15 protein-coding genes and 1 pseudogene are annotated in these 15,400 nt (G+C 66.5%); 5 read left to right on the forward strand and 11 right to left on the reverse strand.

The features are described 5' to 3' along the window. Nucleotides 1–7: 7 nt before the first annotated feature. Both ACIP5Y_RS37380 and ACIP5Y_RS37385 read right to left on the reverse strand, forming a co-directional pair. Nucleotides 8–199, reverse strand: a complete 192-nt coding sequence (locus tag ACIP5Y_RS37380) for a ferredoxin (RefSeq protein WP_400357205.1) — start codon at nt 197–199, stop codon at nt 8–10. Between the two features lie 19 nt (nt 200–218). Next, nucleotides 219–1,439, reverse strand: a complete 1,221-nt coding sequence (locus tag ACIP5Y_RS37385) for a cytochrome P450 (RefSeq protein ID WP_400357207.1) — start codon at nt 1,437–1,439, stop codon at nt 219–221. On the opposite strand from ACIP5Y_RS37385, the gene ACIP5Y_RS37390 reads away from it, so the two are divergent. Further along, nucleotides 1,378–2,163, forward strand: a complete 786-nt coding sequence (locus ACIP5Y_RS37390; RefSeq protein ID WP_400357209.1) for a TetR/AcrR family transcriptional regulator — start codon at nt 1,378–1,380, stop codon at nt 2,161–2,163. The two genes, ACIP5Y_RS37385 and ACIP5Y_RS37390, sit on opposite strands and share 62 nt — an antisense overlap. Here the strand turns inward: ACIP5Y_RS37390 and ACIP5Y_RS37395 are convergent. Next, nucleotides 2,133–2,372: pseudogene (locus ACIP5Y_RS37395) on the reverse strand (WhiB family transcriptional regulator); the annotation flags it as partial. The gene ACIP5Y_RS37390 and the pseudogene ACIP5Y_RS37395 overlap by 31 nt on opposite strands. 570 nt (nt 2,373–2,942) lie before the next feature. On the opposite strand from ACIP5Y_RS37395, the gene ACIP5Y_RS37400 reads away from it, so the two are divergent. Next, nucleotides 2,943–3,116 carry a hypothetical protein gene (locus ACIP5Y_RS37400; RefSeq protein ID WP_400357210.1) on the forward strand — a complete coding sequence of 58 codons (174 nt, stop codon included), beginning with the start codon at nt 2,943–2,945 and terminating at the stop codon, nt 3,114–3,116. An 11-nt stretch (nt 3,117–3,127) separates the two neighbouring features. On the opposite strand, the gene ACIP5Y_RS37405 is transcribed toward ACIP5Y_RS37400, so the two are convergent. The 4 genes from ACIP5Y_RS37405 to ACIP5Y_RS37420 form a co-directional block, all read right to left on the reverse strand. Further along, on the reverse strand, nt 3,128–4,048 hold the full coding sequence (locus ACIP5Y_RS37405) for a hypothetical protein (RefSeq protein ID WP_400357212.1): 921 nt from the start codon (nt 4,046–4,048) through the stop codon (nt 3,128–3,130). Between the two features lie 197 nt (nt 4,049–4,245). Then, nucleotides 4,246–4,989 carry a succinate dehydrogenase/fumarate reductase iron-sulfur subunit gene (locus tag ACIP5Y_RS37410; RefSeq protein WP_400357214.1) on the reverse strand — a complete coding sequence of 248 codons (744 nt, stop codon included), beginning with the start codon at nt 4,987–4,989 and terminating at the stop codon, nt 4,246–4,248. Nucleotides 4,990–5,002: 13 nt separating this feature from the next. Beyond that, nucleotides 5,003–6,940: a fumarate reductase/succinate dehydrogenase flavoprotein subunit gene (locus ACIP5Y_RS37415; protein ID WP_400357216.1), complete on the reverse strand. Its 1,938-nt coding sequence runs from the start codon at nt 6,938–6,940 to the stop codon at nt 5,003–5,005. Nucleotides 6,941–6,942: 2 nt separating this feature from the next. After that, nucleotides 6,943–7,632: a succinate dehydrogenase cytochrome b subunit gene (locus tag ACIP5Y_RS37420; protein WP_400357218.1), complete on the reverse strand. Its 690-nt coding sequence runs from the start codon at nt 7,630–7,632 to the stop codon at nt 6,943–6,945. Nucleotides 7,633–7,832: 200 nt separating this feature from the next. On the opposite strand from ACIP5Y_RS37420, the gene ACIP5Y_RS37425 reads away from it, so the two are divergent. Beyond that, nucleotides 7,833–8,786 carry a LysR family transcriptional regulator gene (locus tag ACIP5Y_RS37425; protein ID WP_400357220.1) on the forward strand — a complete coding sequence of 318 codons (954 nt, stop codon included), beginning with the start codon at nt 7,833–7,835 and terminating at the stop codon, nt 8,784–8,786. Here ACIP5Y_RS37425 and ACIP5Y_RS37430 read toward each other — a convergent pair. Beyond that, the gene (locus ACIP5Y_RS37430) at nt 8,783–9,880 is read right to left on the reverse strand and encodes a hypothetical protein (protein WP_400357222.1); all 1,098 of its coding nucleotides are present in this window, start codon (nt 9,878–9,880) and stop codon (nt 8,783–8,785) included. The genes ACIP5Y_RS37425 and ACIP5Y_RS37430 overlap by 4 nt on opposite strands. Before the next feature lie 75 nt (nt 9,881–9,955). Further along, nucleotides 9,956–10,567: a TetR/AcrR family transcriptional regulator gene (locus ACIP5Y_RS37435; protein ID WP_400357224.1), complete on the reverse strand. Its 612-nt coding sequence runs from the start codon at nt 10,565–10,567 to the stop codon at nt 9,956–9,958. Between the two features lie 128 nt (nt 10,568–10,695). Here ACIP5Y_RS37435 and ACIP5Y_RS37440 point away from each other — a divergent pair, with 128 nt between their 5' ends. Together ACIP5Y_RS37440 and ACIP5Y_RS37445 are read left to right on the forward strand one after the other, a co-directional pair. Continuing rightward, nucleotides 10,696–12,297, forward strand: a complete 1,602-nt coding sequence (locus tag ACIP5Y_RS37440; protein ID WP_400357226.1) for a carboxylesterase/lipase family protein — start codon at nt 10,696–10,698, stop codon at nt 12,295–12,297. Nucleotides 12,298–12,328: 31 nt separating this feature from the next. Then, on the forward strand, nt 12,329–13,003 hold the full coding sequence (locus ACIP5Y_RS37445) for a histidine kinase (RefSeq protein ID WP_400357228.1): 675 nt from the start codon (nt 12,329–12,331) through the stop codon (nt 13,001–13,003). A gap of 88 nt (nt 13,004–13,091) precedes the next feature. On the opposite strand, the gene ACIP5Y_RS37450 is transcribed toward ACIP5Y_RS37445, so the two are convergent. Next, on the reverse strand, nt 13,092–13,772 hold the full coding sequence (locus tag ACIP5Y_RS37450; protein WP_400357230.1) for a GntR family transcriptional regulator: 681 nt from the start codon (nt 13,770–13,772) through the stop codon (nt 13,092–13,094). Beyond that, complete coding sequence (locus tag ACIP5Y_RS37455; RefSeq protein WP_400357232.1) at nt 13,769–15,268, reverse strand: fumarylacetoacetate hydrolase family protein; 1,500 nt, start codon at nt 15,266–15,268, stop codon at nt 13,769–13,771. The genes ACIP5Y_RS37450 and ACIP5Y_RS37455 overlap by 4 nt, the downstream gene beginning before the upstream one ends. Nucleotides 15,269–15,400: the final 132 nt, after the last annotated feature.

A 15,400-nucleotide genomic window follows, 5' to 3' on the forward strand; every position in this document is an offset into this window, starting at 1 on the left:
TCCGGCGCTATTCGGTGAAAGTTACTGCGCCGGAGGGGCAGATATTCGCTGCTTCGCGGACGGCAGGTTGATCGTCTTCGCTGGGAACCGGGGTCAGGAGTTCGACGAGGCCGTCGTCGTCCTGGTCGAAGACGCCGGGAGCGGTCAGGGCGCAGAGGCCGGCGCCTATGCAGATATTGCGGTCGGCGGTTACCCGCATGACGGGTCCTTTCGGGTGATTACCAGGTGACCGGTAGTTCGTTGACGCCCTGAATCGTGTGTCCGGGGCGCAGTTTCAGTTTCGCTACCGGGACGGCCAGGCGCAGCGTCGGGATGCGGGCGAACAGGGCCGTGAGGATTATTTCCAGCTCCAGGCGGGCCAGGTTCTGGCCCAGGCATTGGTGGACTCCGTAGCCGAAGGCTATGTGGTGGCGAGCCGAGCGATGGACGTCGAAGGTGTCGGGCTCGTCGAACACCGCGGCGTCGCGATTGGAGATGGAGTTGGAAATGATCACGCCCTCGCCCGCCTTGATCAGCTGGCCCTCGATTTCGATGTCGGCCTTGGCGAATCGGCCGCCGGCGATATCGGCGATGGAGAGGTAGCGCAGCAATTCCTCGACGGCGCCCGGAATGAGGGCCGGGTCGGCACGCAGGGCGGCGTGCTGATCGGGATGTTCGAGCAGCGTGATGACCGACAGCGAGGTCATGGACGCGGTCGTCTCGTGGCCGGCGACGAGGAGCAGGATGGCCGAGGAAACCAGTTCCTCGCGGTCGATTTCGCCCTGGGCCAGCTGGTCGGCGATCAGGGTGGTCAGCAGGCCCGGCCGGGGCTCGGCCTGCAAGCTCGTGATCAGCCCATCGAGATAGTGGTCGAGGTGCTCGCGGGCGGCGATCGCGTCTTCGGCGGTCGTCGCCTGCAGTAGTCGCCGGCTCGCGTCCTGGAAGATCAGGTGATCCTCGTACGGCACGCCGAGCAGCCGGCAGATCACCATGGACGGAATGGGTAATGCGAACTGGCTGACCAGGTCCGCGGGCGGGCCGGCGGCGAGCATATCGTCGATGAAGCCGTGCACGATCCGCTCGATCTCCGGCCGCATGCCCTTGACCCGCCGAACGGTGAAGTCGCTGATCACCATTCGCCGTTTGGGGCCGTGTTCCGGCGGGTCGAGGCCGATGAAAGCCGGTCGCCGGTCGCGGAAACTGCGGAAGCGCGGCGAGGTGGCCGGGAAATCGGGATGGGCGCGGTCGGAGGACAAACGCGGGTCGGCCAGCAGGGTGCGGGCGGTCTCGTGCTTGGTGACCACCCAGGCCGTGCGGCCGTCGAAAAGCGTCACCTGCTGCAGTGAGCCGCGCGCCGCGCGGAGCCGGGAGTACTGCTCGGGAAGCTGATACGGGCAGGTGCGGTCGCTCGGGAAAGTAGGGGAGATCTCGGAATGCAGCGTCGAAACAGTCTCGGTCATTGGTTCCCTCAAGATCATAAGATACTATCGGTACTCTATTCCCAGACTAAATCCCTTCGCCCAGAGAACGCAACGTTCTCTCGAAACGCTTCCAGGAGTCACGCTGCCACTGAACGTCGAGCAATCCGTCGACGCGACAGTTGACCACCGCAAAGGCCCGCGCCGGCGCGGCGAGCAACTCGAGCAAGCGATCCTGACGGCGACGCTGGAAGAACTTGCCGACGGGGGCTACTCCGCACTCACCATGGAACGCGTCGCCATCCGGGCGCGCACCAGCAAGGCCGTGCTCTACCGCCGCTGGCCCGGCCGCGCCGAATTGGTCATGGACGCATGCAAATTGAGCGGCATCTCCGATGTCGAGGTGCCTGACACCGGCGCACTGCGCACCGACGTCATCGCCCTGCTGTGCCAGTTGTCCGCGAAAATGGCCACCCCACTGGGCGGTATCGTCCGCGGTTTGATCGCCGAGACGGTCCGCGACCCCGAATTCGCCCGGCTCGTCCGCGAACGCGTGCACATCGGCCCCGTAGCGATCGACACCATCCTCGAGCGGGCTGTCGACCGCGGCGAGGTCGACCGCACAATTCTGGGCTCCCGTCGCGCCACCGTCGCCACCGATTTGCTCCGAAATCAGTTCCTGCTCTTCGGCGCCCCGATCGACGACGCGATCATTGTCGAGATAGTCGACGACGTCTATCTACCGCTGGTTCGGCGAGTCGTGTAGTCGCCGTTGGCGAAACGGCGGCGTTCGCGCGCGGTCATTCCGCCCCAGACGCCGAAGCGCTGATCGTTGTTCAATGCGAATTCGAGGCACTCCGCGCGCACCGTGCAGGACAGGCAGATTCGTTTGGCGGTATTGGAGGACTCACCCTTATCGGGAAAGAACGCTTCCGGATCGGTCTGGGCGCAGACGGCCTGCCGGTGCCACAACTCGGGCCGGAGTTCCTTCGATGCGGAGCATGATCGCACTTCGGTCGCTTGCCTGTTCATAACTTCGCTTTCGGTCGTTATGTGTCAGAACTAGTGGATTGCGACGAAGGTACAGCGTTAGCAATGATTCAGCAATCCCACTCGATCGTCGTGATCGATCCTGACCGAGACCAGTGCGCGCAAAGCTTTTCGTGATGGAAGGCAGCCTGTGCAGGCGCCTGCAGTCAAGGGTCATCCCGAGAATTCTGTGTAACAAGATCCCGTGCCGGAAAGTTCACATGAGTGGCTTTACCTGGGGTTTTGTCTCCGGGTGGGGTCGGTGGTCATTGACGCCCGCAGTGCGCCACCCAACGATGGCCGTGTACGAGCAATCTGACGGCTACCCATCGGCAGGTCGGTCAGCTTCGGCTACGAACAACAGGATGTCGCCGCGCGACCGGCCGCCGTCGCGCACAACAAGACCGAGCGCCGCGGCCCGATCGGCTGGTGGAATCGGCACAAATTGCTGACCACCGGAGTGGGTCTCGTGGTGGCGGCGAATCTGGCGTTCGTACCGCTCGTTCAGAACGCTCGATGAATAAATTGCGCGCAGTACTCACCGGCAATCGGACACAGGACGATCGGTCGGCCGAGCTGCAGACCTCGGTGACGGGGTTCAACACTTCGGTGGAGCGGTTGTCACTGGCCTGCTCGAATCTCTTCTCCGCATCGACCGTGGACCCGACGACAACCGTTCCACCGGCGTAGCTGCCGGTCGGCTAGTGCGGCCGGGATACCGCGGGCAGGGCCGGCGCGTCGAGCGCGTTGTGCAGGACGCCGATGCCCGCGGTGACGGCGGAACCGGCGGTGTCCCAGCTGATTCCGGCGGGCTGGGAGGTCAGCACCACCACGGCGTAGCGGAGGGGCTGGCCCGGGCCGGCGCCGACCAGGCCGGTGGTGTCCATGGTGGTGGAATCGTTCAGCATCATCCAGCCCTGCTTGATCGCCCGGGGAGAGCCGGGCAGGCCATCGGGGATGCCGAAGTATTGGTCGGTACCGTCGGCGGCGATCTGAGCGGCATTGCGCAAGCCGCTCATGATGAGCTCGCGAGCCGGTCCGGGCAGTACGGTCGTGATGTACCGGTAGATCGAGACGACATCCTGTGCGGTGGTACGGGTTTCGCCCCACTGCGAGGAATCGCCCGGCGGCGTGGTGCCGGTGAGACCGATCAGCCCGACCATGCGGCTCACGATCGCATCGCCGCCATTGCTGCCCCACAATTGGTCGGCGATCTCGTCATCGCTGACCGACAGCATTCGATCCAGCTGTGCGGCGGTATCCGAATCCGCCTGCCAGCCTTGACTGTTCAGCTTGTCGAGCGCGATGAGCAGCTTGACCACGGAAGCGGTGTAGAACTGCTGATCGGCATCGAGGTCGGCGATCACCGCGCCGGTCGCGGTATCGATGACATCGATGCCGGCCTGGCTGCCGGGGGAGGCGTCCTCGATGGCCGACTCCATCTGCTGGCCCAGCGCCGTGGCGGAGGCGCCGGGTCGCCACGATCCGGTCGGCGCGGCCGACGCCTCGAGGGGCACCGCGCTGATGGTGGTGAGGGCAATGAGGCCGGCTGCGGCCCCCAGCTGCCATGGCTGAAACGAGCGAACTGGCTGCGCGATTACGCGGGCGCTGGTCTTCCGCATCTATGTGCTCTCAGGACTCCGTGTACATGAAACTCAAAGCGGGTGCACACGAGGAGTCATCGGGGCAACGCTGCCATCGATAGCACCCCACTCGTACAGGAGCCTCGCCTAACGAGGTGCTGATTGCGGGTCAAAGCTTGACATCACATGATCATCTCGTCAATTCGAGGCGTCGACCCGGCAACCGGCACGGTAAGTCAGCGGCCCTTCAGGGTGGCGCGCAGCAGGTCCTTGTTCAGGCGGCCGATGACGTCCTGGGGGATCTCCTTCGGGCAGGCGAGGGTGCATTCGCCGGTATTGGTGCAGCCGCCGAAGCCCAGTTCGTCGTGGGTCTCCACCATGTCGGCGACGCGTGCGTATCGCTCCGGCTGGCCCTGTGGCAGCAGGCCGAGGTGGGTGACCTTGGCGGCGGTGAAGAGCATGGCCGAGCCGTTGGGGCAGGCGGCCACGCAGGCGCCGCAGCCGATGCATTCGGCCGCCTGGAAGGCGAAGTCGGCATCGGGTTTGGGTACGGGCACCGAATGTGCTTCGGGCGCAGTGCCGGTCGGGGCGGTGATGTAGCCGCCCGCCTGGACGATCTTGTCGAAGGCCGAGCGATCGACGACCAGATCCTTGACGACGGGAAACGCCTTGGCCCGCCACGGTTCGACGGTGATGGTCTCGCCGTCGGTGAACTTCCGCATGTGCAGCTGACAGGTGGTCGTCGCCTTCTCCGGGCCGTGCGGAGTGCCGTCGATGACCAGCGAGCACATGCCGCAGATGCCCTCACGGCAATCGTGGTCGAAGGCGACGGGCTCCTCACCCTGGACCGCCAGCTGCTCGTTCAGCACATCGAGCATCTCCAGAAACGAAGCGTCGGGCGAGATCTCGACCCGGTAGTCGACCAGCCCGCCCCGGTCCCGGGGACCCCGCTGCCGCCAGATACGCAGTGTGAGCTTCATGTCACACCTTCCCTTACTTGTAGGACCGGGTGGTCGGATGGACGTACTCGAAGTCCAGTGCCTCCTTGTGGAGGGCCGGCGCTGCGTCCGCGCCGCCCCACTCCCACGCGGCGACGTAGGAGAAGTTGGCGTCATCGCGCGCGGCTTCGCCGTCCTCGGTACGGGATTCGGCGCGGAAGTGCCCGCCCGCGGATTCGGTGCGGTGCAGGGCGTCGATCACCATGAGCTCGGCCAGTTCCAGGAAGTCGGCGACCCGGCCCGCCCGCTCCAGCGACTGATTCAGGTCATCGCCCGAGCCCGGGACCGTGACCCGCTCCCAGAACTCCGCGCGCAGAGCGGGAATCAGCGCCAGCGCCTTGCGCAGCCCTTCCTCGGTCCGTTCCATGCCGCAGTACTCCCACATGATGTGGCCGAGTTCGCGATGGAAGGAGTCCACCGTACGGTCGCCCTTGATCGACAGCAGCCGGTCGATCATCGAAACGACCCGCGCCTCGGCCTCTTTCACGGCCGTGTCGGGAACCTCTCCGACGGGCCCGCGGGCGAGATAGTCGCCGATGGTCGCCGGGAGCACGAAGTACCCGTCGGCCAGGCCCTGCATGAGCGCCGACGCTCCGAGCCGATTGGCGCCGTGGTCGGAGAAATTGGCCTCGCCGATCACGAACAGCCCCGGAATCGTCGACTGCAGATCGTAATCCACCCACAGCCCGCCCATCGTGTAGTGCACAGCGGGGTAGATGCGCATGGGCATCTCGTACGGGTTCTCGCCGGTGATCCGCTCGTACATCTGAAAGAGGTTGCCGTACTTGGCTTCCACGGTATCCAGCCCGAGTCGCGCTATCGCGTCGGCGAAGTCGAGGTACACGCCGAGCCCGCCCGGTCCGACCCCGCGGCCCTCGTCGCACACGTTCTTGGCCGCCCGCGAAGCGATATCGCGGGGAACGAGATTGCCGAAGGCCGGATAGATGCGTTCCAGGTAATAGTCACGCTCGTTCTCGGGGATATCGCCCGGCGCCCGGTGGTCGCCGACCTGTTTCGGCACCCACACCCGCCCGTCATTGCGCAGCGACTCCGACATGAGGGTCAGCTTCGACTGATGCTCGCCCGACACCGGGATACAGGTCGGATGAATCTGTGTGAAGCACGGATTGGCGAAATACGCGCCGTGCTTGTGCGCCCGCCAGGAGGCCGTGACATTGGAGCCCATGGCATTGGTCGACAGGAAGTACACATTCCCGTACCCGCCGGAGGCCAGCACCACCGCATCGGCGGTGTAGGACCGGATCTCTCCGGTGACGAGATCCCGCACGACCACGCCGCGTGCCACCCCATCGACCATGATCAGGTCGAGCATCTCGTGCCGCGCATGCAGTTCCACGGTGCCCGCATCCACCTGCCGCATCAGGGCCTGGTACGCGCCCAGCAGCAGCTGCTGCCCGGTCTGCCCGCGGGCATAGAAGGTGCGGGAAACCTGTGTGCCACCGAATGATCGGTTGTCGAGCAGCCCGCCGTACTCCCGTGCGAACGGAACCCCTTGCGCGACACACTGATCGATGATCTGCGTGGAGATCTCGGCGAGCCGGTGCACATTCGATTCGCGGGAGCGGTAGTCGCCGCCCTTCACCGTGTCGTAGAAGAGGCGGTGCACGCTGTCGCCGTCATTGCGATAGTTCTTGGCGGCGTTGATCCCGCCCTGCGCGGCGATCGAGTGCGCCCGGCGGGGCGAGTCCTGGAAGCAGAACTGGATGACGTGGTATCCCTGCTCGCCCAGGGTGGCGCCAGCCGAGCCGCCGGCCAGCCCGGTGCCGATGATGATGATCTTCTTCTTCCGCTTGTTCGCCGGATTGACCAACTTGGCCTCGAACTTGCGGGTGGTCCACCGGTCGGCGATCGGTCCGGCCGGAGCCTTGCCGTCGGCGATCGGTTCGCCACTGCGGTAACTGTTTTCGCTCATGATTACTTCACCCATCCGAACGTGACGGAGATCGGGACGGCCAGGAAGCCGAGGACCAGCAGCGCCGAGACGATCCCCGCGAGCAGGTCGTATCGGGCGTAATTGCGTTTGCCGGCCAGCCCCAGGGTCTGGAAGGCGCTGCGAATGCCGTGCCGGAGATGCATACCCACCAGCACCACGGCGATGACGTAGAACAGCGTGATGTACCAGTGCGAGGGCGCGAAGTCGGCGACGACCTTCGCATACGGAGTCGCCTCGCCGCCCGCGGGATTCACCGCACCGAAGGTCAGATCCAGCAGATGCCAGATGATGAACAAGGCGATGACGATGCCGCCGTACCGCATGGTGTGGACGGCGTACCCGTGTGCGTGCGACTGCTTCCCGGCCGCGTACTTGACGGGCCGCGCCCGCCGCGCGGTGCGAGCGAGCGATACCGCCGACCACATGTGCAGGAGCACACTCGCGCCGAGCACGATCTCGATTCCGGTCAGCAGCCAGCGGTGGGGGAGTACGGGCTCGCCCAGCGTGCGCAGCCAGGCCGCGTAGTGATCGAACGTCGACGCCCCCAGAAATATCTTCAGATTTCCGGCCATGTGAGCGACCAGGTACAGCACCAGGATTCCGCCGGTCACCGCCATGACGGCCTTCTTGCCGACCGTAGAGCGGTACACCGCGGGTATTGCGAGAGCCACCAGCGAAAAGTACGACCGGGCCGGTCAGCGGGTCCAAGTCCGCGCCGCTCTGGTGTCCATGACCGCAGTCTATGAAGCAAGCTGTGGCCGTAATTACTACGGCCTGTAGAGGTTTCGCGTGGTGAGCCCTTTCACAGGCCCGGACATGATCTTCGCCTCGGAATCGTGCAACCGAAGTTCATGAACCTAGGCTATGAACTGTGCAGTTGCAGCAGTTGACGTACTTCCTGGGCGTGGCGAAGACCCGGCATTTCACGCAGGCCGCCGAGGCGCTGGGGGTCGCACAACCCTCGCTGTCCAAGCAGATTCGCGCGCTGGAGACCGAGCTCGGCGCGCCGCTCTTCAGCCGCGCCCGCGGCAATATCACCCTGACCGCCGCCGGTGAGGCACTGCTCCCGCTCGCCGACCGCATCCTCGCCGATCTGGACACCGCCCGGCTCGAGGTGCAGGAACTCGCCGGATTGCGGCGTGGCCGAGTCCGATTGGGGGCCACCCCGTCGCTCTGCTCCGGGCTGCTGGCCGACACCCTGTGCCGCTTCCATGACGCCTACCCGGGCATCGGACTGGAAGTGGAGGAAGGCGGCTCCCGCGACCTGGTCCGCGATCTGACCCGCGGCGCACTGGACCTGGCCCTGGTCATCCTGCCGCTCGCCGACGACACCCCGCTGGTCACCAGCCCGATCCTGCGGGAGAACCTGGTGGTCGCCTCCCGGGTGGGCGACGATTCCCTCCCGAACCGCTCTCACCTGCGCATCACCGACCTGCGCGACCGCCCGCTGGTCATGTTCCGGCGCGGTTACGACCTGCGCGAGGCCACGCTCGCGGCCTGCCGCCAGGCCGGATTCGAGCCGCACTTCGCCGTCGAGGGCGGCGAGATGGACGCCGTCCTGCGCTTCGTGGAGGTCGGCCTCGGCATAGCGGTCGTCCCCAGCATGGTGCTCGCCGGCCGCCCCGGTCTGCGCGGCACTCCGCTCGCGCTCGACGGCGGCCGTGGCGCACCCGCCCTGTACCGCACGGTGGCCCTCGCGCACCGTAAGGACGTCATTCCCACCCACGCCGCCATCGCCTTCCGCGCGACGCTGGAGAACTTCCTCCTCGAGGCCGCCGCCGCGGGCAGCCTCTCACCGGGAATCGAGTCGCTGGTCGAGTTCTAAGTGGCGTAGCGCAGAATGGCCGCCGCGTGTGCGCCGTCGGGAATGTCCTCGGCTCGCACCGCCAGCACCCGGCCATTGGAAAGCACTACGCGGCGGGCGATTTCGTCGAGCACCCCGGGCTTGTCGGCGGCCGTGGACGCGACGATGCTGCCGTCATCGGCGACGGTGCCGGGTACCGCGGCATCGATATCGACGAACAATGCGTGCACGATCCCGTAGGTGGCGGCCCGCGCGATATCGGCCAGATCGATCGCGCCACGGCCGTCACTGCGCCGCTTCTCGAATTCGTCACGCAGGGCCGATAATTCGTCGGCGTAGTGCCGATCCAGCAGCTCGCGGGTACGGCCGGCCAGTTCGGTGTCGGAGAGGTGCTCCGGGTTGCCCGGCAGGCCCTCGGCGAGCAGTCCGGGGTAGCTGTTGACCGACCGGAACAGTGCGTCGGTGGGCTCGGCCGCGGCCAGGATGAGTGGAATGTTCATGCCGGACAACACAGTTCGCAGTGCGTGGTCGACCGCGCGGCAGTACTGCCGCACCCGCACCTTGCGTCCTTCGCTGCCTTGCAGGCGGCCGTGTGGATTACGGCCCAGCGGCGGCAGATCCAGGTAGGCGTTCAGATTCGCCGGCATCCCGGCGATCTGCACATCCGCGGCGGGGCCGTCGGCGACCACCTCGACCAATCGCACCGACCCCTCGGCCAGCGCCAGCACGAACGCGGTCTGCGGAAAGGTGGTCGAGCGCAGCAGCGGCTTGATATTGAACCGGTCGCCGACCGTCGTGCTCGCTTCCAGCCGGTTCGGCACCCGATAGGTCCGCACCCGGTCCGGCGTCGCGTGCACCGCCAGGGTCCGCGACTGGTATCGCCAGTAGTTCTCGTCGTCGATCAGGTCCGCGAACTCCTCCGCGAGGGTTTCGCGCGCACCTTTGTCGGTGATCAGCTCCAGCGCCTGTTTGACCTGGTTCTCGAAGGCCACCCGATTCCGGTCCGGCGTCGGGGTATCCACCTCGGTCGGCGTGTAGATGGATACACACCAGGGCCCGTTCTCGGATGCCAGCGCCAGAATGTCGCCGTGCGTGGGGATATCGGTATGCAGCATGCTCACCCTCCACGGGATCGATTCGGTTGTCCCGTCAAAGGTAGCCGGAGTAACTTCCCGATCGGCGCAAAGCGCTCAGATCGCCTCGCCGCCGAGCAGGCCGACCATCCGGTCGTAGACCGGCAGCACCCGTTCATCCAATTCCGCCGGGGTAATGCCGAGATCGCGCGCCGCCGCCTCGCGCATCACCGAATAGCCGTAGGCGGCAGCGGCTGTCAGCACGTGCAGGGCGTCGCCGTCGGCGTCCGGTGGCAGGGCGCCGGTGGTCTTGTCGTGTTCGATTGCGGCGCGGGTCAGTTCGAGGGCGGGGAACGGGTGGAATTCGTCGTCACCGTCGAGGGAGAGCAGGGCGACCGCGCGCACGGCCGGATATTCGTCGATGGCCCAGCGGATCACCGCGCGCCGACGGTCGGCGAAGCCGCGGTCCCAGTGGGCGGGCTGTGTCGCGCGGAAGCGTTCCAGTGCGCGGTTGAGCGCCGCACGCAGCAGGAATCGCCGATTGCCGTACATCTGATAGATCTGCCCCCGATTGACGCCGGCCTCGGTGGCGACCTCGTTGAGGTTCAGCCCGGCGAGTACGCCGTCGCGTTCGAACAGGCGCTCGGCGGCATCCATGAGGTCCGCTTCCGTGCGGGCTCGGTCGCGCTTCTTGCGCGTTCTGCCCGTCGCGGCCGCCTGCTCTGTCATCGCGATGTCCTCCTGCGCGCGGAGGTGCCGGATGGCCCGTGCACCTAGTGACAATACGCTAGCATTCGCTTTACTAGCGAACTGCTAACTATCGGTGGGAGACGAATGTCGTGTGGAGGAGTCGTGCAGTGGTCCATCGCTTGATCTGTTCGAGCCTGATGCTCGTGCTGGTCGCACTCGGCGCGCCGGGTATCGCCACAGCGCAGCCGGGTATCGGCGACATCGTCACGGTCGACACCGGCGCCTTGCGCGGCGCCGATCATGACGGCTACCGGCAGTTCGAGGGAATCCCCTATGCCGCACCGCCGGTCGGCGCGCTGCGCTGGCAGTCCCCGCAACCCGCCGCATCCTGGACCGGAGTCCGCGCGGCGACCTCGCCGGGATCGAACTGCCCGCAGGGTAAGGATCAGGGCAATGAGGACTGTCTGTATCTGAACGTGGCGACTCCGGCCACCGCGCCCGCGGACGGCAAGCTCCCGGTCCTGGTGTGGATCCACGGCGGTAGTTTCACCAGCGGCAACGGCGCGATGTACGGGCCCGGCAAGTTCATGACCCGCGGCGACGGCCCGATGATCGTCGTCACGATCAACTACCGGCTCGGCGCCCTCGGCTTCCTCGCCCATCCGGCGCTCGCCACCGCCTCCGGCGATGCCGGCAACTACGGGCTGATGGATCAGCAGGCCGCATTGCAATGGGTGCAGCGCAATATCTCCGCATTCGGCGGCGACCCCGGAAAGGTCACCGTCGCAGGCGAATCCGCGGGCGCGATCTCGGTGTGCGCGCAGCTGGCCGCGCCCGGCTCGGCGGGCCTGTTCCGCGGCGCCATCATGGAGAGCGGGCCGTGTGCGGCCGGCCAGACTCGTGACGACGCCGAGCAGACCGGCGAGAACTTCGCCCGGCAGGTGGGCTGCGCCGATCCCGCGACCGCCGCGCAATGCCTTCGGGCACTGCCGGTTTCGTCCTTGCTCGCCGGCTCGGCCGACCGGGTCAGTGGCGCGGCCGGCGGCTGGAACTCGACCAGCGAAACCCCGTTCATGCCATTGAGCCCGCAGGACGCGCTGAAACAGGGAAAGACGAATCCGGTCCCGGTCATCAACGGCAACAATCACACCGAGATGTCGCTGTGGGTCTACAAGGACTACGGGATCCCGCTGGTCTCGAAAACCTTGACCGCACAGGACTATCCGGCCGTCGTGGCGAAGTACGTGAACTCCAAGTTCGCGAACGGCTTGACGCCCGACCAGGTCGACGAGATCGTGTCCCACTACCCGGCGTCGGCCTACCCACAGCCCGCGGTCGCGCTGAGCACGGCGTGGACCGATCAACTGGTGGGCGGTATCGGCGCCGAGGACGCGCTGTTCGCCGTGCGGAATCAGGTGTACGGCTACCAGTTCGACGATCCCAGCCCGGTGGGCCCGCCGAGTACCTTCCCGCTCGGCGCATTCCACGCCAGCGAACTGCCGTCACTGTGGGACCTGAAGGGCGTGTCGCCCATCGCCGATCAGGTCATGACGCCCGACCAGAAGACCTTGTCGGACCAGATGGTCCGGTACTGGAGTCGTTTCGTCGTCGCCGGCACTCCCGACCCGGCGGGTCTCACCGCGTTCCCTGCCTATGGACCCGATCACCGCATCATGTCGCTGCGCCCGACCGGCAGTGTCGTCATCGACTCCTTCGACGCCGAGCATCAGTGCGACTTCTGGAAAGCCGTTGCACCGTCGCCGTTCTGACACACGGCCGCTCATCGGGCACGATGCTCTCGTGCTCGACGTCAGCAAGTCCCTGGCCTGGCAGTCGTTGCTGCTCGCGGTGACGGTGGCCACGGCCGATGCCGTGACGTTCGTCAGCACCGGGCTGTTCGGCGCGGCGCCGGCTGCCACGCTGGGTTTTCTCGTGGCGATCGTGGTGGCCGATCTGGCGTTGGCGGCGCCTGCGGGAACTGCGGGCTGGGTCGCGGTGCTGCAGGTGTGTGTGCGGATGCCGGCCCTGTGGTTCATTACTCGGCACGGCGGTGTGTCGACGGTGGCCGATGTCGGTTATCTCATCGCCGGGTATCGGGCCGGGGCCTGGCTGACCGTGCGGCCTGCCGTGCTCACGCTGGGGGTGCTGGTCGCGGGTGTCGGTGCCGGGCACTTCATTACACAGGACTACCAATCCCGGCATTGGCCCATGGTGCTGTCCGCGATCGTCGGCGTCGGCGTGGTGCCGTGGTTGGTGGGCCGGTACACCACCGCTCGACGCGCCTACATCGACGATCTGAAGCTGCGCGCGCAACGCCGCGTGCACGAGGAGCGGGCCGCGCTGGAACGGGCGATCACCGCGGAGCGTGAGGCCATTGCCCGTGATCTGCACGATGCCATCTCACATCATGTGAGCGCCATCGGAATTCACGCGGGTGCCGCTCGCATGGCTCTTACTATGGTTTGCGCGGTATGAGCGAGCGGGCTGCGCTGTTCGACGGCGTGGTCGACTCCGGCCCGCTGGATCGCCTGCGGTGGCGCACGACCGCCACTTTCCCGCTCGATCAGATGTGACGTTCGGCCTGGTGGCTGAGCAGCGCGTCGAGTGTCGCGGTGCGGTGTGTGCGCACGGCGAGTTCTATCTCGAGCGGTGCGGCGCCGTCGGCGAGGAGCTGCAGTATCCGCTCGTGTTCGGCGACGGATTGCTGTGCCCGTCCCGGCACGAAACCGAAAGTGGAATCCCGGATTACGGCAAGCCGGCTCCAGCCGCGGTGCACCAGATCGAGGATCTGCGGATTGGGGCATGCGGCGAACAGTGCGCGATGGAAGGACTGATTGAGTTCGGTGAAGCGGTGCGGATCGAAATGGGTGAGGCATTCGGCCATCCGAGCATTGACGGCGCGGGCCTCGCCGAGTGCGGCGGCGGTCAGCAGTGGCGCCGCGAGCGCGGTGGCGGAGCCTTCGAGAATCGCCAGAGTCTGCATGGTGTAGAAGTATTCGCGCTCGTCGACCATGGCGACGTGAGCCCCGACATTGCGTTCGAACTCCACCAGCCCTTCGGCTTCCAGCCGGCGGATCGCCTCGCGGACCGGGACGGCGCTGACGTCCAGCTGTTTGGCGATCTGGTCCAGCACGAGGCGGTATCCGGGGGAGTACCGGCCGTCGGCAATGCGCTCCTTGAGAAAACGATAGGCCCGTTCGGACTTGCTGGCGCGCTGTTCGGATGCGGCCGATCGATCGGTCATGAGCGCTCCCTCTTCGAACCTGCGGACTGTGCATAGCGTTGCCGCCATCGACTGTTCATCGGATAGAGCCCGTCGACGGATGCGCCCGCCGCCACCTGCTCGGTGATGAAGGATTCCTCATCCTCCTGAGCGCGGGCCGCGGCCACTACCTTCGCCGCGTAGTCCGGCGGTATGACCAGCACGCCGTCCTCGTCACCGACGATCACATCGCCGGGCTGCACGGTCGCGCCGCCGCATGCGACCGTCACATCCACGTCCCAGGGCACGTGCCGCCGCCCGAGGACGGCCGGGTGAGAACCCTTGGCATAGACCGGAATTCGCAACTCGCGCACGGCCGCCGTATCCCGCACACCGCCGTCGGTGACGATGCCGGCGGCGCCCAGCACCTGGGCGCGCAGCGCGAGAATATCGCCGACCGTGCCGCTGCTGGCATCGCCGCGCGCCTCGATCACCAGGACATCGCCCGGCCGCAGGCCGTCGAAGGCCTGCTTCTGGGCATTGAAACCGCCACCGTGCGAGGCGAAAAGGTCCTCCCGATGCGGTACGAACCGCAGCGTTCGCGCGCGACCGACCATCTTCTGGCCGGGCCGCAGCGGCGCGGCGCCGTCGATGGTCACGGTGTCGAGACCGTGTTTGCGCAGCTGGGCGCTGAGGGTCGCCACCGACACCGATAACAGCTCGGCCCTGAGTTCGTCGGTGAGTTCGAAGGACTCCGGCTCCGGTGGCAACCCGGCCGCCGCGCGGCTGCCCCACGCCTCGATCCGTTGCCGGTCATCGACTTTCGGCCCGGCGCCATTGCGGCCCGGTGCGCTGACGCCCTGGACGACCCGGGTGACCAGGCGGCCGGACGACGGGCATCCCGGCGCGTCTGGCGCATCCACTTCGACCTCGACGCTCCGGCCGGGCTCGACGACACTCGACCCGGCGGGAGTGCCCGTGAGAATGACATCACCCGGTTCCAGCGTGATCAGTTCGGACAGATCCGCGATCAGCTGATCGAACGGAAATGCCAGCCCATCGGTCCGATCCTCTTGTACGAGAAGACCATCCACCCACGTGCGCACGCGCAGCGCGGCCGGATCGATGGCGGCCGCGTCGATGAGGGCGGGACCGAGCGGGGTGAAACCGTCCCCGCCCTTGGCGCGCAGGTTCGATCCTTTGTCCGCGTACCGGAGTTCGTAGACGCCGAAGTCATTGGCCGCGGTAATGCCGGAGACGTGCGACCAGGCCGCGTCCCGGTCGACATTGCGTGCCGCAGTGCCGATTACGAGCGCGATCTCGCCCTCGAAGGCGAGAAGTTCGGTGCCCGTCGGCCGTTCGACAATGCCACCACCGGCCGCGACCGAGGTGCTCGGCTTCAGGAAGTACGACGGCTGTTCGGGTGCGCGTTCGCGCTGTGCAATGCGGCTGGGGTAGTTGAGGTGGACGGCGATCACTTTGCCCGGGCGGTCCGCGCCGGCCGGATCGAACTCGGACGCAGCGACCTGATCAGTCATGATGCCGATTATATACAATCTTGTACACGACAAAGCGTGGCTGAGCGGGTGGGCGCACACGGCCAAATCCTGTGCACAGGTGGACAAGTCGCGGTAGCCGGATGGCGGCAGACTCCAGAATCATCGATCCGA

The organism is Nocardia sp. NPDC088792 (assembly GCF_044750615.1).
Taxonomy (GTDB): Bacteria; Actinomycetota; Actinomycetes; order Mycobacteriales; family Mycobacteriaceae; genus Nocardia.